Origin of the sequence: Olleya sp. YS (assembly GCF_029760915.1) — a bacterium.
Classification (GTDB): Bacteria; Bacteroidota; Bacteroidia; order Flavobacteriales; family Flavobacteriaceae; genus Olleya.
Map to the genome: position 1 here is coordinate 2,139,291 of NZ_CP121685.1, position 20,420 is coordinate 2,159,710.

Below are 20,420 nucleotides of genomic sequence, written 5' to 3' on the forward strand. Positions count from 1 at the left end.
AAATATTGTATAAATTTGTACTACGATGTTCTCGAAATAAAATTTATAACACTCTCATACATTATGGTAACCAAACGAAGTTAGCCTAAAAATTTCACAAATTCAAATAACAAAAAAAGCCAAAACAATTGTTTTGGCTTTTTAATATCTGCATTGTAAAACTAGTTATTTACTATTTTTTAAAGCTGTCAACTCAGCAATTTTACAAATCACTTCGGTAGCTTTTATCATGCTTTCCACTGGAACATACTCGTAACGTCCATGAAAATTATGTCCTCCAGCAAAAATATTTGGACAGGGTAAACCCATATAACTTAGTTGCGAGCCATCTGTACCACCACGTATGGCTTTAATTAGAGGTTTGATGTCCAATTGTTTCATGGCTTCTTCAGCGATATCTACAATATGCATTACAGGTTCTACCTTTTCTTTCATGTTATAATATTGGTCTTTAATCTCAATGGTAATAACCTCTCTTTCGTACTGAGAATTTAACTCGTCAGTCAACTTTTGCATCACTTCTTTTCTAGCTTCAAAATGTCCCTTATCGTGGTCTCTGATAATATATTCTAAAACCGTTTCGTCCACTTCACCTTTTATAGAATACAAATGAAAAAACCCTTGATACCCTTCGGTATGTTCTGGAGTTTCTAATCTTGGTAACGAGTTAATAAACTCGGTTGCAATGTACATGCTATTAACCATTTTTCCTTTGGCATAACCAGGATGTACAATTTCTCCTTTTACTTTTACAACTGCTCCAGCAGCATTAAAATTCTCATATTCCAGCTCGCCAATTTGGCTACCATCCATCGTGTAAGCCCAATCTGCTCCAAATTTAGCAACGTCAAATTTGTGTGCACCACGACCAATTTCTTCGTCAGGCGTAAATCCTACACGTATTTTTCCGTGTTTAATTTGCGGATTAGCAATTAGGTATTCCATTGCTGACACTATTTCGGTAATTCCTGCTTTGTCATCTGCACCTAACAGTGTGGTTCCGTCTGTGGTAATTAAGGTTTGACCTTTGTATAATAGTAAATCTTCAAAATAATCTGGTGATAATACAATGTTTTGTTCAGCATTTAACACGATATCTTTACCATCATAGGCTTCAATAATTTGAGGTTTGACGTTGGCTCCTGTAAAATCTGGAGTGGTATCAAAATGCGAAATAAATCCTATAACAGGCACGTCATGGTCAACATTACTAGGTAAGGTTGCCATAATATAGGCATGCTTGTCTATAGTTACATCTTCCATACCTATAGCTTTTAGCTCGTCTACCAACGCGTTGGCTAAATCCCATTGTTTGGCTGTACTAGGTGTGGTGTCGCTTGTTGGATCAGACTCGGTATCTACTGTAACGTAACTAACAAATCGTTTAATTATATCTTCTTTTGAAATCATAATATTTCCTGCGAAAGCAGGAATCTTTTTAATGGTTAATATTTTTTTAATCGAATTTCTAAAGTATAAAAGTACAATATCTATCGCTTATTTAAATTGTAAATCACATTTTTTCGAAGTACTTTTGTGCAAACATTGATAGATGTACAAATTACTACTAAGACCTCTTTTTTTTCTTTTCGATCCTGAAAAAATTCATCATTTTACATTTTCATTAATAAAATTTACGTCTAAAATTCCAGGAATGACTTCTGTGTTTAGACGTTTATACACTATAGAAGATTCTAAGTTAGAACGTCAACTCTTCGGTTTAACGTTTAAAAACCCAGTAGGACTTGCAGCAGGTTTCGATAAAAATGCAGTGTTGTATAACGAACTAGCTAACTTTGGATTTGGTTTTATTGAAATTGGAACCGTAACACCAAAAGGACAAGCTGGAAACCCAAAGAAACGTTTATTTAGATTAAAAGACGACCAAGGAATTATAAACCGAATGGGTTTTAATAACGAAGGTCTTGAAGCTGCCATCCAGCAACTTAAAAAAAATAAAGGGAAAGTAATAATAGGTGGAAACATAGGTAAAAACACCCAAACCAAGCCTGAAGATTACACCAATGATTATTTAGACTGTTTTAGAGAGCTTCATCCTTATGTGGACTATTTTGTGTTAAACGTAAGTTGTCCTAATGTTGGGAGTCACGCCAAATTAAACGATAAAGATTACTTATTGGAATTAATTGCAACTGTCCAAAAAGCAAATAAAGAGTTGTCTGGTCGAGCGCAGTCGAGACCTATTTTACTAAAAATAGCACCAGATTTAAATCAAGGTCAATTAGATGAAATAATAGAACTTGTTGCCGAAACCAACTTAGATGGTGTCATTGCCAGCAATACGTCTGTAGACAGAACAGGATTAAAAACTTCGGACAAACGATTAGCCCAAATAGGTAATGGAGGATTAAGTGGACAGCCTATTAAAGCTAAATCCACACAAGTGATTAAATACTTAGCAGATAAAAGCCATAAAGCCTTCCCAATTATTGGAGTAGGTGGTATCCACTCTGCAGCAGACGCTTTAGAAAAATTGGAAGCAGGAGCTGATTTGGTACAGATTTACACAGGATTTATTTACGAAGGACCAAGTCTTATTAAACAAATAAACAAAGCCATTTTAAACCATTCTTAAATGCAATACGACACGCTATTATTGTTTGTAGTTGCGACGTCTGCTTTAGCAATTTCGCCAGGACCAGATAATATTTATGTGTTAATGCAAAGCATTACCAATGGTCGTAAATATGGTATTGCAACCGTATGTGGATTAATTACAGGGTGTTTAGTGCATACTACTCTAGTGGCTTTTGGAGTCTCTGCTATTATTAAAGAAAACGATACTTTATTTTTTATCATCAAACTGTTTGGTGCTTTGTATTTGCTTTATCTAGCTTACAAAGTCTACAGAAGTGATGCAAAAGTTACATTAAGTAATGACTCGGTACCACAAAAAAGTATGTGGCAATTGTTTAAGCAAGGCTTTATAATGAATGTACTAAATCCTAAAGTGTCTATCTTTTTCTTGGCGTTTTTCCCTGCGTATTTATTTAGTCAAACATTAAATACAGTCACCCAATTTTATGTTTTAGGTTTGTTATTTATGGCAACCTCATTTGTTATTTTTTCTGCAATCGCCATTTTAGCTGGTTTTATTTCAGACTATTTAAAGCGTAGTAAAAACATTGGATTGGTTTTAAAATGGTTGCAAATAGTCGTATTTATTGGTATTGCCATTTTCATTTTCTTTTCTGAAAATTAACTACTTTTATACAAGATTTAAAACCGACAATGTCAAACTACGTAAAAGTTATAGAATGTCCTCGAGATGCCATGCAAGGCATTAAGCAGTTTATTCCTACCGAAAAAAAAGTGCAATACATACAGTCATTGTTAAGAGTGGGTTTTGATACTATAGACTTTGGGAGTTTTGTGTCACCAAAAGCTATTCCGCAAATGGTAGATACAGCAGAAGTTTTGGCACAATTAGATTTGTCTAAAACTACTAGTAAACTGTTGGCAATTGTAGCTAATTCGCGTGGTGCAGATGATGCGTGTCAACATCCAGAAATTGATTATTTAGGATATCCTTTTTCTATTTCAGAGAATTTTCAGATGCGTAATACTCACAAAACTATTGCGCAATCTGTAGTGACTTTACAAGACATTTTAAATAAAGCTGATGCAGTCAATAAAGAAGTCGTGGTTTATATTTCTATGGGTTTTGGAAATCCGTATGGTGATCCTTGGAATGTAGATATTGTTGGCGAGTGGACCGAACGTTTAAGTAAAATGGGAGTAAAAATCTTGTCTTTAAGTGATACAGTTGGTACGTCCAACCCAGAAAATATCGAGTATTTATTCTCTAATTTAATTCCGCAATATGCTAACATCGAGTTTGGCGCACATTTACACACCACACCATCAACATGGTTTGAAAAAGTAGATGCAGCCTACAAAGCAGGATGTAGACGTTTTGATGGAGCTATACAAGGATTTGGTGGATGCCCTATGGCTAAAGATGAATTAACTGGCAATATGCCTACAGAAAAAGTTTTCTCTTATCTAACCGCAAAAAAAGCACATAATTTAAATGCCATGTCATTTGAAAGTGCTTACAATGAAGCCTCTAAGATTTTCAATGCATATCATTAAAAATTTGATATAGCATAAATTAAAAAAAGCTCATAACTAATTAGATATGAGCTTTTTTGTGTTGTAACTATACTTAATTAAAACTGAAACTCTAAACCTGCATAAGCACCAAAAGGATGTCCTGGTCTTAATCCTGCAGGTACACGTGACACTGCATACTCATTATTCAATAAGTTAATGATATTAGCAGTAGCACTTAATTTAGGTGTGATTTTATAACGACCAGATAAGTCTAATACAATTGCGGATTCCACTTTTTGGTTAGCTGGTATATCACCACTTCCAGAGACTGTTCTAAAGGCACCATTGTATCTTGTATTTAAATTAACGCTGTATTTTGCATGTTCTAAACCTATGCTAGCATTAAATTGATGTTTAGCTATGTAAGGGATTTCATCACCTTCTGTAACAGTTCCCCAAATACCATCATCACTTCCAAAACTATTTAAAAACTCGGAGTCTGTCAAGGTATATCCAAGTGTAATTGGTAATGCAAATGTTGTGCTACTTTCTAAAACATCATAATTTAATAGTAGCTCAATTCCTCTTACTGACACTTCTCCAGCATTAAATAAGTCTAAGCTTCCTGTTCCTCCAGAAGCTGATAAATCACTTCCTAAAAGATTACTATAGTCATTATAAAAACCAACTACTTCCCCTTGGATACCATTAACATTGAATCTAGTTCCTAATTCGTAATTTATACTCTCTTCAGCCTTTTGACCGTCTTCATTACCTGGAGGAGAAAATCCTTTGTGTACACCTCCAAATAAGGATAAATCGTTGTTAAATCTATAATTAAAACCTATTCCAGGAATAACTATATCCACTTTGTTTTCTCTACTAGATAAATTATCTCCACTTCTTGAAAGATCACTAGTTCCAAAATTATCTCGGGCTAAAACAATGTTTTCATAACGTAAACCAGGTGTTAGTGTTAAGTTTTTGTATTTAAATTTATACATAGCATAACCTGCAAAAGCTTTGGCGCTACTAATTCTGTTTGCATCACTACCTTCTGGTGCAGCAGTTGTTAGCTGCATGATTCCATTGTTAATGCTATAACCATCTTTCCATTGGAATCGATCTTCCTCATCATAATGATAACGAAATCCAACTTCTACATCGTGAAATGTATTGTCTCCATAAAAGTGATAATCAAATTTAGTTTGTACACCTTTAGAAATATAAGCTCTGTTATTTGCTTTCACTAGTAAAGCATCTGCACCAGAATTTAAATTTCCGTTTGTAAAACCAAAATGAGTAGGATAGTCCTCAGGATTTTCGACAATGGTAGCAATACCAACTTTCTCTCCATTAGCAACAACATCATTCAATTTGTACCAATTACGTTCAAATTTATTGTAGTATGCATTGGTGCGAATACTAAAGTTTTTGCTAAATTCTAGATTGTGTGTTATCAAAAATTGTAAATGCTCATTAGTCATTTTATCAACTTGAGAGCTAGCATAACGATCAAATGGATTGGCTTCAAAATCTGCTTCAGTTAATCCTAAATACGTTTCATTTGACACTTCATCTGCATATTGAAATTTAAACTCTATATTTTGTTGAATTGCTGCATCTTTACTATTATTAAATCTCAATTTTGCTACTATATCGTTTTTATCAAAACCTGTGTTGGCATCATTTAATAGATTTTTAAACCCAGCAGAATTAAAGTTTAAATACTCAATATTATAACCAATATGCTCTTTGCTATCTCCAACAGAAGCATATAATTGTCCACTATTAAAGCTACCGTAAGAGGCTTTTATTCTACCAGAAAAAGTATCAGGAATTTGAGTCGATACCAAGTTAATAGCACCTCCAGTAGTAAAAGGTCCATATTGTACTTGACTACTTCCTTTTAAAATTTCAACTGCTTGCATACGTCCTACCGATGGAAAATAATAAGCAGCAGACGCGCTGTAAGGTGCAGGAGCTATTAGCACTCCATCTTCCATTAAACTAATTTTTGCACTTCGCTCTGGTGAGGTTCCTCTTAAACTAATATTTGGACGTAAACCAAAACCATCTTCTTCTACAATTGTTACTCCAGGAACAGTTCTTAACACACGATTAATATCTGTATATCCTAATTTTTTCAATTCCGCAGGAGAAATATAGTAGGCTGAACCTGTTCTGTTTTTAGCAACATACTTGTTACCAAAAATAACATTTGACTTAATTAATACTTCATCTAACTTTTGTACAGAATCTAAAGTGGATTTTTGTTGATTTTCATTATTTTGGGCAATAATTATACTTGTAAAGCATAATAAAATAAGGGGTAATAGCTTATTCATTTATTTAGACTGATTAAAAATAGTGTTATTTTGAGAGTGCAAATATAAGCCTCACAATTACTTTTTCAAAGCTTATTTAGAATAAATAAAAACAATATTTTTAAGCTATTGATAGTTAGCACATTGCAAATGTTAAAATTTTTTAAAAAAAACTTAAGGTCTTAGATGTGATATCTGTTTTGAACATAAAAAATGAATAATAGTTCATATTATTAACGTATATTTGCTTGCAATTAATTCTAATTGCATCATGACAGCACACGAAAATAAAATTGTTGGAGAAGGTCTTACATATGACGACGTACTTTTAGTTCCAGCATTTTCAGAAGTTCTTCCTCGCGAAGTCAACATTCAGTCAAAATTCACAAGAAACATTACCATAAATGTACCTATAGTATCTGCTGCTATGGATACGGTCACAGAAAGCAGAATGGCTATAGCTATGGCACAAGAAGGTGGCATTGGTGTATTACATAAAAACATGACCATAGAGCAGCAAGCTACTAAAGTGCGTAAAGTAAAACGTGCCGAAAGTGGTATGATATTAGATCCTGTCACGTTACCCTTAACCGCAATTGTTGCAGATGCAAAAAATGCCATGCGAGAATTTAGTATTGGAGGTATACCAATTGTTGACAATAATGGTGTTTTAAAAGGAATTGTTACGAATCGGGATTTACGCTTCGAGCATAATAACAATAGACCTATTGTTGAGGTAATGACTAGTGAAAATCTAGTAACTGCTCCTATAGGCACCTCTTTAAAAGATGCGGAAAAAATTCTTCAAGAAAATAAAATTGAAAAGTTATTAATTGTAAAAGGTAATAAATTAGAAGGGTTAATAACATTTAGAGATATAACTAAAGTCACCCAAAAGCCATTTGCAAATAAAGATACTTACGGACGATTACGTGTTGCAGCTGCAATTGGAGTCACAGGTGATGCTATAGACAGAGCTGCAGCTTTGGTTAAAGCAGGTGTTGATGCAATAGTCATAGACACAGCACATGGACATACCAAAGGTGTGGTAACGGTCTTAAAAGAAATTAAAACTAAATTCCCGCAACTGGATGTTATTGTGGGTAATATTGCTACTGGTGAAGCAGCTAAATATTTAGTCGAAGCAGGAGCAGATGCTGTAAAAGTTGGAATTGGACCAGGTTCTATTTGTACAACGCGAGTGGTTGCTGGTGTTGGCTTTCCTCAATTTAGTGCAGTGCTAGAAGTTGCTGCAGCTATAAAAGGAAGTGGAGTACCAGTAATTGCAGATGGCGGAATTAGATATACAGGTGACATCCCTAAAGCATTGGCAGCTGGAGCAGATACTGTGATGTTAGGGTCGTTATTAGCAGGAACAAAAGAAAGTCCTGGAGAAACCATTATTTACGAAGGACGTAAGTTTAAATCCTATAGAGGTATGGGTTCTGTAGAAGCGATGAAGCAAGGTAGTAAAGATCGCTATTTCCAAGATGTGGAAGATGATATTAAAAAACTAGTACCAGAAGGTATTGTTGGTCGTGTACCATATAAAGGCGAGTTGTATGAAAGTATCCATCAATTTATTGGAGGATTAAGAGCAGGAATGGGTTATTGTGGTGCAAAAGATGTGGCGACTTTAAAAGAGACAGGACGTTTTGTAAAAATTACAGCATCAGGTATTAATGAAAGTCATCCACATGATGTGACTATTACAAAAGAAGCACCTAATTATTCGAGATAATATATTTTCTGCTTTGACAGAAATATTAATATAAAAAAGCACAACTTTATAGTTGTGCTTTTTTTGCTTTCAAAAGAAAAACTAAATAAAAAATATCACAAATATGTTTAAATATATTTAAACATAATACATAAAATGAAATATAATTTTGTAATTTAGCACCTCATTAATTATATGCTATTTTATGTCTTTTGAACGGATTAAAGAAAAACTTAATATCCTTGCTGACGCTGCTAAATATGACGTGTCTTGTTCTTCTAGTGGAAGTAACAGAACTAATAAAAACAAAGGTTTAGGTGATGCTTCATCGTCTGGAATTTGTCATACCTACACAGAAGATGGTCGTTGTGTGTCGCTATTAAAAATTTTGTTAACCAATCATTGTATTTTTGATTGTGCCTATTGTGTGACACGTAAAAGTAACGACATAAAACGTGCTGCGTTTAAGGTTCAAGAAGTTGTTGATTTAACTATTAATTTTTATAGACGTAATTATATTGAAGGCCTTTTTTTAAGTTCTGGTATTTTTAAAAATGCTGATTATACTATGGAACGTTTGGTAGCTGTGGCTAAGAAGTTAAGATTAGAAGAAAATTTTAATGGTTATATCCATTTAAAATCTATTCCAGGTGCTTCAGACGAATTAATGCGAGAAGCTGGTCTGTATGCTGACCGATTAAGTGTTAATATTGAAATTCCTACAGAAAAAGGATTAAAATTATTAGCGCCAGATAAAAACAGAGCTGATTTTATAAAGCCAATGCTTAAGGTAAAAAACGAAATTATTCAGTATAAATCAGAAAAGAAATTAATTAAAAGTACACCAAAATATGCGCCTGCAGGACAAAGCACACAAATGATAATTGGAGCAACTGGAGAGAATGATATGCAAATTATGTATACCTCTAATCATTTTTATAAACACTTCAATTTAAAGCGTGTTTACTATTCTGGATATGTTCCTATTAGTAACGATTCTAGGTTACCGCAAATTGGAAGTGCAGTACCAATGCTTAGAGAGAATAGGTTATATCAAACAGATTGGTTATTGCGTTTTTATGGATTTAATATCGAGGAAATTTTAAATGCCTCTCATCAAAACTTAGATTTAGATATAGATCCTAAGTTAGGTTGGGCTTTACGTAATTTGCACGAGTTTCCTGTAGATGTAAATACAGCAGATAAGCGGATGTTAGCCAGAGTTCCAGGCTTAGGAATGCGTTCTGTACATAAAATTTTAAATGCTAGACGATTTAATAAGCTTAACTGGGAGCACCTTAAAAAAATAGGCGTTGCACTTAATAGAGCGCAATACTTTATCGTTTGTGCCTCAAATCAGTTTGAAAGAAGGGATTTAACTCCAGAACATATCAAAGGATTAATATTGCAAAATTCTAAAAGCAAATACACATCCATGTTAAGTACTCAAATGTCTTTGTTTAATTGATGCAAAATACGTTACTAATATATGATGGGTCGTTTGATGGATTTTTATGTGCAGTATTTTATGTATACGAGTATAATGTAGTTACTCCAAAAATTATCAAAGCATCACAATATCAAGAGCAGCTGTTTTCAAATACAGAAACTATAATTACTGATAAAGAAAAAGCAAATCGTGTGTGGAATAGCTTAAAAATTAAATGCGGTAAGCGTGGTGTAGCACAATTGTATTACGCTTTTTTAAGCGAATTGTATAATGTAGAAAACACGTTGTTAGAAGTTATTAAATATGCTTTCAAGTCTACAACATCTATAATGAAAGATTATGCAAATATGTATGTTTTGGAGATGTCCAAAATAACAAAAAAGGTAAGCAGAGAAAAGCATAGAATGGAAGCTTTTGTTAGATTTAGATTAACAAAAGATGAAGTGTATTTTGCAAATATAGAACCCGATTTTAATGTATTACCACTTATTGAAACACATTTTAGAAAACGTTACGCAGACCAACAGTGGATAATATATGATTTAAAAAGAAACTACGGATTATATTACAATCTAAATACAGTTGAGATCGTGGTTTTAGAACTTTCAAAAAATATAACAACAAACACGACATCCGAATTTTTTACAGATACGGAACTAGAATTTCAACAGTTGTGGAAAGATTATTTTAAAAGTACAAACATAGAATCTAGAAAAAACTTAAAATTACATAATCAACACGTTCCTAAACGGTATTGGAAGTATTTAAGCGAAAAGCAACCATTTTAATCAAAATGAGTCTTATTGTCAAAATGCTTTTCTAAATGTTTATTAGCTTCTTCTATTTCTAAAGATGTTGGAGGTTCTTTTTTTTGAGCATTTGCTAAATTTGGCTCAAAACTTAATGACATAAACAATGGAAAATGGTCAGAATCTATAGACTTGCAGACTCTTTTGTTTTTAAACCTAAATTCTTCAGAAACAAAGATATGATCTAATGGCCAACGCAAAATAAAGTTTTTAGCATTATAAGTGTTGTAAAATCCTCTTCCAACTCTTGCGTCAAGTAAACCGCTTATTTTTTTAAATAAATTAGAAGTTTCAGACCAAGCTACATCGTTTAAATCACCTAAAACTATAACTGGGTAATTAGAGTCGTTAGCCAATTTTGCAACTAACATTAATTCTGCATCACGTTCTGTAGACATTGGGTTTTCTTGAGGCATTGGAGGTGTTGGGTGAATCGCATAAAATTGCACAATACTTTGATTAGGTAGTTGCAATTTGGTATGTATTGACGGTATACTATCGTTAATTAAATATTTAACTTCAGGCTCTATTAATTTATGTTTAGAATAAAACAACATACCATAAGTGTTAGGCAACGCTATTTCTACTTTATATGGGTACAAAGAATTTACAACAGAACTTAAATCGTTCTTCCAACGGTTATTGGCTTCTGTCAAAACAACCACATCAGCCTCTATTGATTGAATAGCTTGCATGACCTTGGATGGATTTTTGTTTTTCTGCAATAAATTAGCGGTAAATAATGTTAAAGAATCTTGACTAGTTGTAGTATAATCTTTTAACTCTGTATTAACTAGAGGTGTAAAAGGGATGATTTTACTAGTTTGAAAAATAAAACATCCTAAAAGTGTTATGATAAACAAATAATCTTTATAATCTTTAAAGTCAAACTTAATTAAAAAGATTAAAGCAGAAACCAAGGTTAGAATAGTTAATTGAATATGAGGAAAATCTAACATTCTTATAAACCAATAGTCTAAATCCAAAGTTGGTAATAATGTTAGTATTACTGTAATTAACCCAAAGGTTTGTAAAAACTGTTTTAATTTCATTATTTATTTGCCTAAATAGTAATAATATTTGTTTGAAATTAAAACTTTAAATATTATTCTTCTGATAATTCTTTGATTTTTTTTAAAGCTTTTGGAAAAGTCTTGTCAAAGTAATCTATATATTCTTCTGTGGTGTCCATATTTACATAAAGCTCAGTGTTTCCATTTTTTTCAATAAGCTCATAAGATTCTTTTGCGTTTTCCCATGCTTTAGATTTTTCATCGTAAACTTTTTTACCTTCTTTTATAAACCCTAGGTGGTTAAAAACCATAAGTTTATTTGGTGTTTTCTGATGAATCTTACTAAACATACCATCACCATTTGGTGTCAAAAAATCGACAGAACTGCCTTCTTTCCAATCAGTTTTAGCGTAAGCTCCTTCAGCAAAAACTTTAACCCATTTTGGATAATTTCTATCTGTAAAAAGTGTATTCCAAACTTTTTCTTTAGATGCATTGATAGCTATATTGTACTTTAAAGTTCTCATATTAATATCAACTTTTTATATAATTATTGGTCATACCTACTGTAATGTCAATATTATAGATGTAGATTAATTTCTTGCTTAATCATTGTAAACTTGACCACGATGTGGTTTTAAAGCATCACGTATAGGCTTCATTTCACTCTCATTAACTACCATAAACGCTATACTGTGCATATCGTTTACTTGCTCAAAACCAGTAATGTTTAATTCTGTTTTTTCTAAAGCAATGTATTCTTTAAGATGTATTTCGTGATGCTCAGCAATTTTTAAAGCATCAGGACCTCTAAAGTCCCAAATTAGTTTTAATTGTCTCATTTATTTAGCTAAAGAGGTTCCGTTTTCGGCAAAGTTTTTAAAGTCAGTCAAGTATTTTTTTGATTGCTTCTTAAACGCTTTTGGCATTAACAGTGCCATCATGCGCATTGTAAAATTAGTAGGAGCAAATTCGTTAATACTAGTCCATTGAGTAGTATTATCATCAATTGCTTCAAAAAAATTTTGCTGGATATTATGCATGCCTTTAGTATCAAAATTAAAATGATAGGCTTTGTTTTTTTCTTTGAAGGTAATAGTTTCTACCAGAGTCATCTTACGGTTACCAAAATTATAATTTAATTTCATCTTGGCGTTTACAGTTCCAGGGTCTCCAGAAATATGCTCATAGCTCACTAAGCCTTCTTGCCAATGTTTCATGTTTTCATGATCATCCAACAATTTAAAACACTCGTGTAACGATTTGTTAATAGTGACTTGAACAGTATATTTCATTTGTAAGCGATATAGTACTAAATCTAAAAAAAAAATAGCGATTGTTACATTACAATCGCTAAAGGTATTAAGATAGTCGTTAAAATACTTTTATCGTTATAAAACGACTTTTAAAGTAAGTCTAGACTTTATAGTTTCTATAACCACAATACTAATTTGGTTTTTCGGTAAATTTAAATTTTTTCGTAAGGTATTATTGACTTCTAGATTAGGTAAACTCAAAATTTCTTTACCTAAAATATTGTATGCCTTAACCGTTACTGATCCATTGTAGTTAGAAATCAATAACTGATTGTCAATCATTTTAGCAGTCAATGCAGTATTTGTAGCTTCAGGAATACTTAATGTAGAATTTTTTGGCGCATCTATTAAATCTATATATAAATCTGCAGTTTGATTGTTTCCACCACCTCCAAACTCGTTTTGGAAAAGTAAATTAAACCCAAAAACGGTTGTTCCATCAGGAACAGCTGTGTAAAACTGAGATAAATTTATGGTAATACTGTACGTGTTTGGTCCAGCATTTGGGTCAGTATCAGAACTTACCAATGTCAATTGTGGTTGTGCAGCTAAATCGCCAAAAGCAGGTGCACCTTGAAAGCCTCCTGATGGTGTATCTAAGCCACCATACATGTGAATGTAAGTACGACCCTCTGTATAAAAATTGTTAATAATATCTACATCTTCAAAAACAATAGTGATTTGGTCATTAACAGTAGATGAGGTTGCAGTTATTGTAGCTGGTGCACCATCATAACCGCTAAAGGTTAAAGTTTCTTGTGCTAAAACAGCATTTGACACTAATAGCAATAACAGTAAAAAGTAATTTTTAATCATATAAATTCTATTTTAAAGTAAAAATAGCATATTAATTAATACTAACCATAATTTTAATACTTCTATAACGTTTTCGTGTTAATAATTTTTCCATTTTAGCGTTTTAAACCTACCTCAATTAAGTTTATTGGATGGTTTGCAAAAGTGCTTGTATTATAGTGTAATATTGCTATTTTTGCAGACATTGCTAATAAAAGAGCCCTTATTATGAAAATGAATTTTTTACATGTTACATTAACACTGCTTTTACTGTTAGGTTTCCATGTTAATGCACAAAACAAAACCGTTTTATTTACTGTAGATGGTGAGCCCGTTTATACTAATGAATTTAAACGCGTGTACAGTAAAAATTTAGATTTAGTTAAAGACGATTCACAAAAGGATATTGACAATTACTTAAATTTATTTGTTAATTACAAGCTTAAAATAGCAGAAGCTAAAGCACTAGGTTTAGATCAAAAACCGTCCTATTTAAGAGAGTTTCAAAACTACAAAAATCAATTATCTAAAAATTACTTAAACGACAATAAAGTTACAGACCAATTAATTGAAGAGGCTTATAATAGATTGCAAAAAGAAGTTGATGCCAATCATATTTTAGTACGAATTGATGAAAACGCAAGTCCACAAGACACCCTTTTAGCATACCAAGAAATTCAAAAATTGAGAGGTCGTGTTATGGATGAAGGTTTTGAGGCAGTCAAAAAAGATATCCATAATGGAAGAACTTTATTTGCTGAAGAACTTGGGTATTTTACAGCATTTAAGATGGTATATCCTTTTGAGAATGCAGCATTTAACACACCAGTTGGGGAATGGTCTCAGCCTTTTAGAACTCAGTTTGGATATCATATAGTTTGGACTAAAGACAAACGTGATAATAGAGGAGAAGTAACAGTAGCTCACATTATGTTAACAGATGATGAGAAAGATGAGCAAAGTGCTAAAGACCGTATTGAAGAAATATACAAACGTGTTAAGCAAGGCGAAGATTTTGCTGCTTTAGCTAAGCAGTTTTCAGATGATAAAAGTTCTAGTGCTAATGGAGGAAAACTAAACACGTTTTCTGCAGGTCAATTAAGTTCTAAAATATTTGAAGAACAAGCATTTGCATTGCAAAACGTTAACGATATAACTAAGCCTTTTAAGTCGGAATTTGGATATCATATTATCAAATTATTAGAAAAAAATGGTATTAAACCGTTTAAAACACTAGAACCAGAACTAAGAAACAGAATCAAAAGAGATTCTAGGTCTAAAGTAATAGAAGACAAGCGTATTGAAAAGTTAATAAAACAATACAATGTGTCAACTGAAGCAAATTTAACTCCTTTTGTAAAAATTTTAAATGACGATTTTTTTGCAAGCAGTTGGAAAATTCCATCAAACTTTAAAGGAAACGACGCTTTATTAAAAATTGGAGAAAAGACCATTTACCAGAGAGATTTTGCTGATTTTTTAGTAAAAAGTCAACGCAGACGACAAGCTAAAAAGTCATTTGATAAATTAGTAGAGGACAATTATAAAGTATTTGTAGAAAGTAATTTAAAAGCCTATCAAGAAGATAATCTAGAAAATGAAAACGAAGACTATGCTCAAATATTAAGCGAGTATCGTGATGGTTTATTGTTGTTTGATTTAATGGAAACCGAAATTTGGAATGCAGCAAAGCAAGACTCTGTAGGATTACAAGAATACTATTTACTTAATAAAGATAAATATTACTATGATACAAGGGTGGATGCTATTGTAGCCTCTTCAGCTAAAAAAAATATTATAAAAAGAGTTGAAAAACTTTTAGAAAACAATAAAACAATCGATGTTATTAAAAATGGATTAAATTCTGATACTGAAATTAACGTCAGTTTTATTGTTGACACTTTAGATATTAATCATCAGGCATTGCCAAAAGGGTTAAATTTATCAACTGGAGTTTCTAAAATATATAAACATAATGATGCTTACACGGTAATTAAAATCAAAGAAGTGCTTCCTAAAATGTCAAAAACTTTTGCTGAGTCTAAAGGTAACGTGATTTCAGATTTTCAAGAACAAAAAGAACAAGACTGGTTAGCAGATTTATCTAAAAAATACAAAGTAATTATTAATCAAGACGCTTTAAAGCAAGTAAAAGAAGAGTTAAAATAAGTTGAAAAAAGTATTTTACATAGTATTTTTATTTAGTGTTTTATGGTCATGCGACTATTTTAATCAAGCACCAAAAGAAGATGCAATTGCAAGAGTAGACGATGTCTTCTTATATAATAAAGATTTAAAAAAGGCAATGCCAGAATTTGTGTCCCAATCAGATAGCGCTGTGTACGCTAATAATTTTATAAACAAATGGGCAACTCAGCAACTTTTGGTTAAAGGTGCAGAAGTAAATTTGTCAGATACTAAATTAGAAAAGTTTGATAAGTTAGTCCAGCAGTATAAATATGACTTGTACAGCAAAGCATATTTAGAAGCATTGGTTACCAAAAATTTAGATACTTTAGTGTCTCAATCAGAAGCTTTAACTTATTACGAGGCTAACAAAGAAGCTTTTAAATTAAATGAAGAGTTAATCCAATTTAGATATATTAATGTCGAGGCTAATAGATTAGATTTAGAAAATATCAAAACAAAATTTAAACGTTTTAATGAAACTGATAAAAAAGAATTAGACTCTATTTCAATTCAATTTAGATCATACTCATTAAAAGATTCTGTATGGATACGAGTAGATCAAGCCATTAAAAAAATTCCGGCTGTTACACAAGAGTACAGAAATGAATTGTTAAAAAAATCTAATTTTATACAACTCAAAGATTCATTAGGATTATATTTGATGCAAATTAATAATGTGTTGCTACAAAACGATACAGCACCACTAGAGTACGTAAGACCAACCATCAACCAAATCGTTGTTAATAAACGAAAACTAGAATTAATAAAACAATTAGAAAAGGACATTACTAAAGATGCCATTAAAAACAAACAATTTGAGATTTACAATTAAAACTAAAACGCTTTCTGCATTTGCGTTTTTACTATTAGCAACAGTTACTGTTTCTGCACAAGAAATCATTGACGAAACTACTACAGAACAAGCTGTAGATTCTACATTAACTAATGGTGCCATGAAGGTAGATGGTGTGGCAGCTGTAGTAGGAGATTATATTGTTTTAGATAGCGATATCGACAAAATGATCATACAATTAAAAGCTCAAGGCGCATCGTTACAAGGTGTGACGCGTTGTCAATTATTTGGTAAACTGTTAGAAGATAAATTATACGCTCACCACGCAATACAAGACAGTATTCAAGTTAGTGATGCTGAAATTAGATCCTATGTAGACCAGCAAATTCAGCAGTTTTTACAACAATTTAATGGTAATATGGATGCCTTACTTAAATTTTATAAAAAAGAAGATGAGGTTAGTTTCAGAGAAGAGATTTTTGAAATTAACAAAAGCAATAAGTTGGCATCAGAAATGCAAAGAAAAATTATTGAAGATATTGAAGTGACTCCAGAAGAAGTACGCCAGTTTTTTAATAAAATTCCTGAAGAAGAACGTCCAAGATTTGGTACAGAACTTAAAGTGGCTCAAATTATTGTTGAGCCAAAAGTTAGCGAAGCAGAGAAACAACGCGTTATTGAACAATTAAAAGAGTTTAAAAGAGAGGTCGAAGAAGAAGGGAAAAGCTTTAGATCTAGAGCTGCATTTTACTCGGATGATCCAGGTTCTAAAAAATCTGGAGGTAGATTACCACCAATGAATAGAGCACAACCTAGAATGGTAAAAGAGTTTAGAGATGTTGCATTTTCTTTACAAGAAGGTCAAATTTCAGAGCCTTTTGAATCAGATTTTGGTTATCATATTATTTATCTAGAAAAAATTAGAGGTCAAGAATATGATGTAAGTCATATACTATTGGTGCCAGAAATATCTGATGAAGAGGTGATGGAAGCCAAAGAAAAAATTGAAAAAATAAGAACTGAAATTAATGAAGGTGTCTATACTTTTGCTGAAGCAGCAGAAGAATTTAGTGACGAAAAAGAAACTAAATATCAAGGTGGGCAATTAATAAACCCACAGACACAAGATTATAATTTCGAGCTGACTAAAATGGACCCAGAATTATACGGTCAATTGCAAGGATTAGAAAATAACACTGTAAGCGAAGTATTAACAGATACTGATAGACAAGGAAATATTAAGTTTAAATTAGTAACTGTAACCGATAGAATAGATGAGCATGATGCTGATTATGCTCGCGATTATTTGAAAATTAAAGAATTAGCTTTAAATGAAAAGCAATTTGAAACTATTGGCAAATGGCAAGATGAAAAAATTGCTGACACATATATTAAAATTAGCGAAGCGCATAGAGGTTGCGATTTTAGTAGTAACTGGTTAAAAAATAAGTAAAATATATGTCTGACGTTGCAGCAATTAAAAATTTAGTTAATAAGTATAACGATTTAAGACAAGAAGTTGCCAAAGTTATTGTTGGTCAAGACGATGTAGTAAATCAAATTTTAATCTCAATTTTCTCTGGTGGACACGCCTTATTAATTGGTGTTCCAGGATTGGCTAAAACGTTAATGGTTAATACTATTTCTCAAGCTTTAGGGCTAGATTTTAAGCGTATTCAGTTTACTCCAGATTTAATGCCTAGTGATATTTTAGGAAGTGAAATATTAGACGAAAACCGCAATTTCAAATTTATAAAAGGACCTATTTTTGCTAATATTATACTTGCAGACGAGATTAACCGTACACCTCCTAAAACACAAGCAGCATTATTAGAAGCTATGCAAGAGCGTGCAGTGACAGTTTCTGGACATCATTATAAATTAGATTTGCCATATTTTGTGCTAGCAACGCAAAACCCAATTGAGCAAGAAGGAACATATCCTCTACCAGAAGCACAATTGGATCGTTTTATGTTTGCTATTAATTTAGAATATCCATCTTTTGCAGAAGAGGTACAAGTGGTTAAAGCTACCACTTCAGACCATAAACCACAGGTAAACAGCTTGTTTGCTGCCCAAGAGATTATAGATTTCCAACAGTTAATTAGACGTATTCCAGTAGCTGATAATGTTATTGAATATGCAGTCACCATGGTAGGTAAAACTAGACCAAACAGTGGTGCTGCATCAGATTTAGTCAAGCAGTATATAGATTGGGGAGCAGGTCCAAGAGCCTCTCAAAATCTAATATTGGCTGCCAAAACACATGCAGCTATTAACGGAAAGTATTCTCCAGATATCGAAAATGTACAAGCGGTCGCTACAAGTATTTTGCGTCATAGAATGATTAAAAACTATAAAGCAGAAGCAGAAGGTGTTACAATTGAGCAAATCATTAAAAGCTTGTTTTAAAATGAATTTGAAACAATTTAGAGTGCCATTATTATTATTAGTTGTAGGTATAACCCTAACTATTGTAGGTGCTTATTTTAAAATTCAACAATTAGAACACGGTAGTTTACTATTAACCGTTGGAACTTTCATAGAATTTTGCGCTATATTTTTAGGCATTATTAAACTAATAAAAATTTCAAGACAAAAATCTTAACCCTGCTTTAATTGAAATCAATTACAACATATAAACAAAGAATTTTTGGTTTAGATGTTGTTAGAGCAGTTGCTATTTTACTAATACTTTGCTCACATTCCACTATTTTATTATGTCCAGAATCTAAATCTACAACTATAAAAATGGTTCAGTTTTTTGGAACTATTGGTGTGGATATTTTCTTTGTGTTAAGTGGGTTTTTAATAGGTACTATTTTAATAAAACACATTATAAAACAACAAACTAGTGTAAAGCAGTTCACCCAATTTTGGATGCGTCGTTGGTTTAGGACTTTACCTAATTATTATTTGGTATTACTAATTAATATAGGACTACTATATGTATTCAATACAGAACTCCCAAAACAATTATATAAATACTTTTTCTTTTTACAGAATTTTAGCCAAGAACAACCAGACTTTTTTACAGAATCTTGGAGCTTATCTATTGAAGAGTTTGCCTATATCTTGGGACCAATTATTCTTATGGTTTTAGCATTAGTATGTAAGAAATTAAATAAATGGAGTTTCCTTATTATGACGCTTATAGTTATTGTTGGATTTACCTTAAACCGTTTTATTTATGATGTAAGTTTTACTGTAGACAATCTTGATATATCTTGGAGTAAAAATCTTAGAAAGGTTGTTGTGTATAGAATTGATAGTATTTACTATGGTTTTTTAGGTGCTTTTATAAGTGTTTATTATACAAAATTTTGGATACGTTATAAATGGTTAAGTCTGATATTAGGAGCAATTATTTTCATGATTACTCACTTTTACATTTACAAAAATCAACTGGAGCCAAATGTTTACAGTAGTTTTTTTAATATTTGGTATTTGGCGTTAGTTTCAATATCAATTCTCTTAACATTCCCTGTATTATCTAATTGGAGATCAAATCATGTATTAACTAAACCTATCATAACAATTAGTTTGTGGTCGTATTCAATTTATCTAGTTAACTATTCTATAGTGTTATTATCCATGCAGAGGTTAATTGATATTTCAGTACTAAACTTACTCAATAAAATTTTAGTTCTACTGTTGTTTTGGAGTATCACTTTTAGTTTTTCATTTGTATTATTTACTTATTTTGAATATCCCATCATAAAATTTCGTGATTCTAAAAGATTTAAACAATGGTTTAGATTTTAGTTTTCTTGTTAATTTACGATTTTATGACACTTAAAATTATCATTTTTATAAATTTAAACTAATTTTAGTTGCTATTATTGAGTATAATTCAACGAATACTCAATTTTGTTATATATTTTCAAAATTCTTCAATTTTTTGTAATTTTGCAATTCCTGACTTACAGG

The 20,420-nt window shown here is 31.8% G+C and carries 19 protein-coding genes; 12 read left to right on the forward strand and 7 right to left on the reverse strand.

What is annotated here, in order from left to right; translation table 11 throughout:
* Positions 1-165: 165 nt before the first annotated feature.
* On the reverse strand, positions 166-1,410 hold the full coding sequence (gene pepT, locus Ollyesu_RS09805; protein WP_279301046.1) for a peptidase T: 1,245 nt from the start codon (positions 1,408-1,410) through the stop codon (positions 166-168).
* A gap of 142 nt (positions 1,411-1,552) precedes the next feature.
* Between pepT and Ollyesu_RS09810 the strand changes: the two genes are divergently transcribed.
* The 3 genes from Ollyesu_RS09810 to Ollyesu_RS09820 are packed head-to-tail and all read left to right on the forward strand — an operon-like array spanning position 1,553 to position 4,116.
* Entirely contained in the window at positions 1,553-2,596 is a 1,044-nt protein-coding gene (locus tag Ollyesu_RS09810; protein WP_279301047.1) for a quinone-dependent dihydroorotate dehydrogenase, read from the forward strand.
* Positions 2,597-3,223, forward strand: coding sequence for a LysE family translocator (locus Ollyesu_RS09815; protein ID WP_279301048.1), 627 nt, complete (start codon positions 2,597-2,599; stop codon positions 3,221-3,223).
* 29 nt (positions 3,224-3,252) lie between these two features.
* A complete protein-coding gene (locus tag Ollyesu_RS09820; RefSeq protein ID WP_279301049.1) occupies positions 3,253-4,116 on the forward strand; it encodes a hydroxymethylglutaryl-CoA lyase in 864 nt (287 codons plus the stop codon).
* Positions 4,117-4,193: 77 nt separating this feature from the next.
* On the opposite strand, the gene Ollyesu_RS09825 is transcribed toward Ollyesu_RS09820, so the two are convergent.
* Positions 4,194-6,425: a TonB-dependent receptor gene (locus tag Ollyesu_RS09825; RefSeq protein WP_279301050.1), complete on the reverse strand. Its 2,232-nt coding sequence runs from the start codon at positions 6,423-6,425 to the stop codon at positions 4,194-4,196.
* Between the two features lie 250 nt (positions 6,426-6,675).
* On the opposite strand from Ollyesu_RS09825, the gene guaB reads away from it, so the two are divergent.
* From guaB to Ollyesu_RS09840, 3 genes are all read left to right on the forward strand, one after another.
* Complete coding sequence (gene guaB, locus Ollyesu_RS09830) at positions 6,676-8,145, forward strand: IMP dehydrogenase (RefSeq protein ID WP_279301051.1); 1,470 nt, start codon at positions 6,676-6,678, stop codon at positions 8,143-8,145.
* Positions 8,146-8,329: 184 nt separating this feature from the next.
* Positions 8,330-9,592, forward strand: coding sequence for a putative DNA modification/repair radical SAM protein (locus Ollyesu_RS09835; protein WP_279301052.1), 1,263 nt, complete (start codon positions 8,330-8,332; stop codon positions 9,590-9,592).
* The gene (locus tag Ollyesu_RS09840) at positions 9,592-10,362 is read left to right on the forward strand and encodes a TIGR03915 family putative DNA repair protein (protein ID WP_279301053.1); all 771 of its coding nucleotides are present in this window, start codon (positions 9,592-9,594) and stop codon (positions 10,360-10,362) included. The genes Ollyesu_RS09835 and Ollyesu_RS09840 overlap by 1 nt, the downstream gene beginning before the upstream one ends.
* On the opposite strand, the gene Ollyesu_RS09845 is transcribed toward Ollyesu_RS09840, so the two are convergent.
* The 5 genes from Ollyesu_RS09845 to Ollyesu_RS09865 all read right to left on the reverse strand — a co-directional run bounded on the left by Ollyesu_RS09845 (position 10,359) and on the right by Ollyesu_RS09865 (position 13,528).
* Positions 10,359-11,435: an endonuclease/exonuclease/phosphatase family protein gene (locus Ollyesu_RS09845; protein WP_279301054.1), complete on the reverse strand. Its 1,077-nt coding sequence runs from the start codon at positions 11,433-11,435 to the stop codon at positions 10,359-10,361. The genes Ollyesu_RS09840 and Ollyesu_RS09845 overlap by 4 nt on opposite strands.
* Positions 11,436-11,488: 53 nt before the next feature.
* A complete protein-coding gene (locus Ollyesu_RS09850; protein WP_279301055.1) occupies positions 11,489-11,923 on the reverse strand; it encodes an SRPBCC domain-containing protein in 435 nt (144 codons plus the stop codon).
* A 78-nt stretch (positions 11,924-12,001) separates the two neighbouring features.
* Complete coding sequence (locus Ollyesu_RS09855) at positions 12,002-12,238, reverse strand: hypothetical protein (RefSeq protein WP_279301056.1); 237 nt, start codon at positions 12,236-12,238, stop codon at positions 12,002-12,004.
* Complete coding sequence (locus Ollyesu_RS09860; RefSeq protein ID WP_279301057.1) at positions 12,239-12,691, reverse strand: SRPBCC family protein; 453 nt, start codon at positions 12,689-12,691, stop codon at positions 12,239-12,241.
* 96 nt (positions 12,692-12,787) lie between these two features.
* Positions 12,788-13,528, reverse strand: coding sequence for a hypothetical protein (locus tag Ollyesu_RS09865; protein ID WP_279301058.1), 741 nt, complete (start codon positions 13,526-13,528; stop codon positions 12,788-12,790).
* A gap of 207 nt (positions 13,529-13,735) precedes the next feature.
* Between Ollyesu_RS09865 and Ollyesu_RS09870 the strand changes: the two genes are divergently transcribed.
* From Ollyesu_RS09870 to Ollyesu_RS09895, 6 genes are read left to right on the forward strand one after another with little or no spacing between them, the layout of a single operon-like run.
* A complete protein-coding gene (locus tag Ollyesu_RS09870; RefSeq protein WP_279301059.1) occupies positions 13,736-15,676 on the forward strand; it encodes a peptidylprolyl isomerase in 1,941 nt (646 codons plus the stop codon).
* A gap of 1 nt (position 15,677) precedes the next feature.
* Positions 15,678-16,529, forward strand: a complete 852-nt coding sequence (locus tag Ollyesu_RS09875; protein WP_279301060.1) for a peptidyl-prolyl cis-trans isomerase — start codon at positions 15,678-15,680, stop codon at positions 16,527-16,529.
* Complete coding sequence (locus Ollyesu_RS09880; protein ID WP_347567252.1) at positions 16,513-17,943, forward strand: peptidylprolyl isomerase; 1,431 nt, start codon at positions 16,513-16,515, stop codon at positions 17,941-17,943. The genes Ollyesu_RS09875 and Ollyesu_RS09880 overlap by 17 nt, the downstream gene beginning before the upstream one ends.
* 5 nt (positions 17,944-17,948) lie before the next feature.
* The gene (locus tag Ollyesu_RS09885; RefSeq protein ID WP_279301062.1) at positions 17,949-18,902 is read left to right on the forward strand and encodes a MoxR family ATPase; all 954 of its coding nucleotides are present in this window, start codon (positions 17,949-17,951) and stop codon (positions 18,900-18,902) included.
* Between the two features lies 1 nt (position 18,903).
* A complete protein-coding gene (locus Ollyesu_RS09890) occupies positions 18,904-19,098 on the forward strand; it encodes a gliding motility protein GldL (protein WP_279301063.1) in 195 nt (64 codons plus the stop codon).
* 11 nt (positions 19,099-19,109) lie between these two features.
* Complete coding sequence (locus Ollyesu_RS09895) at positions 19,110-20,255, forward strand: acyltransferase (protein WP_279301064.1); 1,146 nt, start codon at positions 19,110-19,112, stop codon at positions 20,253-20,255.
* Positions 20,256-20,420 lie beyond the last annotated feature (165 nt).

Bases quoted from the DNA above. Each gene is read 5' to 3' on its own strand.
- Ollyesu_RS09825 (WP_279301050.1), bottom strand. From the start codon at position 6,425: ATGAATAAGCTATTACCCCTTATTTTATTATGCTTTACAAGTATAATT.
- guaB (WP_279301051.1), top strand. From the start codon at position 6,676: ATGACAGCACACGAAAATAAAATTGTTGGAGAAGGTCTTACATATGAC.
- Ollyesu_RS09870 (WP_279301059.1), top strand. From the start codon at position 13,736: ATGAAAATGAATTTTTTACATGTTACATTAACACTGCTTTTACTGTTA.
- Ollyesu_RS09865 (WP_279301058.1), bottom strand. From the start codon at position 13,528: ATGATTAAAAATTACTTTTTACTGTTATTGCTATTAGTGTCAAATGCT.
- Ollyesu_RS09850 (WP_279301055.1), bottom strand. From the start codon at position 11,923: ATGAGAACTTTAAAGTACAATATAGCTATCAATGCATCTAAAGAAAAA.
- Ollyesu_RS09890 (WP_279301063.1), top strand. From the start codon at position 18,904: ATGAATTTGAAACAATTTAGAGTGCCATTATTATTATTAGTTGTAGGT.
- Ollyesu_RS09860 (WP_279301057.1), bottom strand. From the start codon at position 12,691: ATGAAATATACTGTTCAAGTCACTATTAACAAATCGTTACACGAGTGT.
- Ollyesu_RS09820 (WP_279301049.1), top strand. From the start codon at position 3,253: ATGTCAAACTACGTAAAAGTTATAGAATGTCCTCGAGATGCCATGCAA.
- pepT (WP_279301046.1), bottom strand. From the start codon at position 1,410: ATGATTTCAAAAGAAGATATAATTAAACGATTTGTTAGTTACGTTACA.
- Ollyesu_RS09810 (WP_279301047.1), top strand. From the start codon at position 1,553: ATGTACAAATTACTACTAAGACCTCTTTTTTTTCTTTTCGATCCTGAA.
- Ollyesu_RS09835 (WP_279301052.1), top strand. From the start codon at position 8,330: ATGTCTTTTGAACGGATTAAAGAAAAACTTAATATCCTTGCTGACGCT.
- Ollyesu_RS09845 (WP_279301054.1), bottom strand. From the start codon at position 11,435: ATGAAATTAAAACAGTTTTTACAAACCTTTGGGTTAATTACAGTAATA.
- Ollyesu_RS09855 (WP_279301056.1), bottom strand. From the start codon at position 12,238: ATGAGACAATTAAAACTAATTTGGGACTTTAGAGGTCCTGATGCTTTA.
- Ollyesu_RS09840 (WP_279301053.1), top strand. From the start codon at position 9,592: ATGCAAAATACGTTACTAATATATGATGGGTCGTTTGATGGATTTTTA.
- Ollyesu_RS09815 (WP_279301048.1), top strand. From the start codon at position 2,597: ATGCAATACGACACGCTATTATTGTTTGTAGTTGCGACGTCTGCTTTA.
- Ollyesu_RS09885 (WP_279301062.1), top strand. From the start codon at position 17,949: ATGTCTGACGTTGCAGCAATTAAAAATTTAGTTAATAAGTATAACGAT.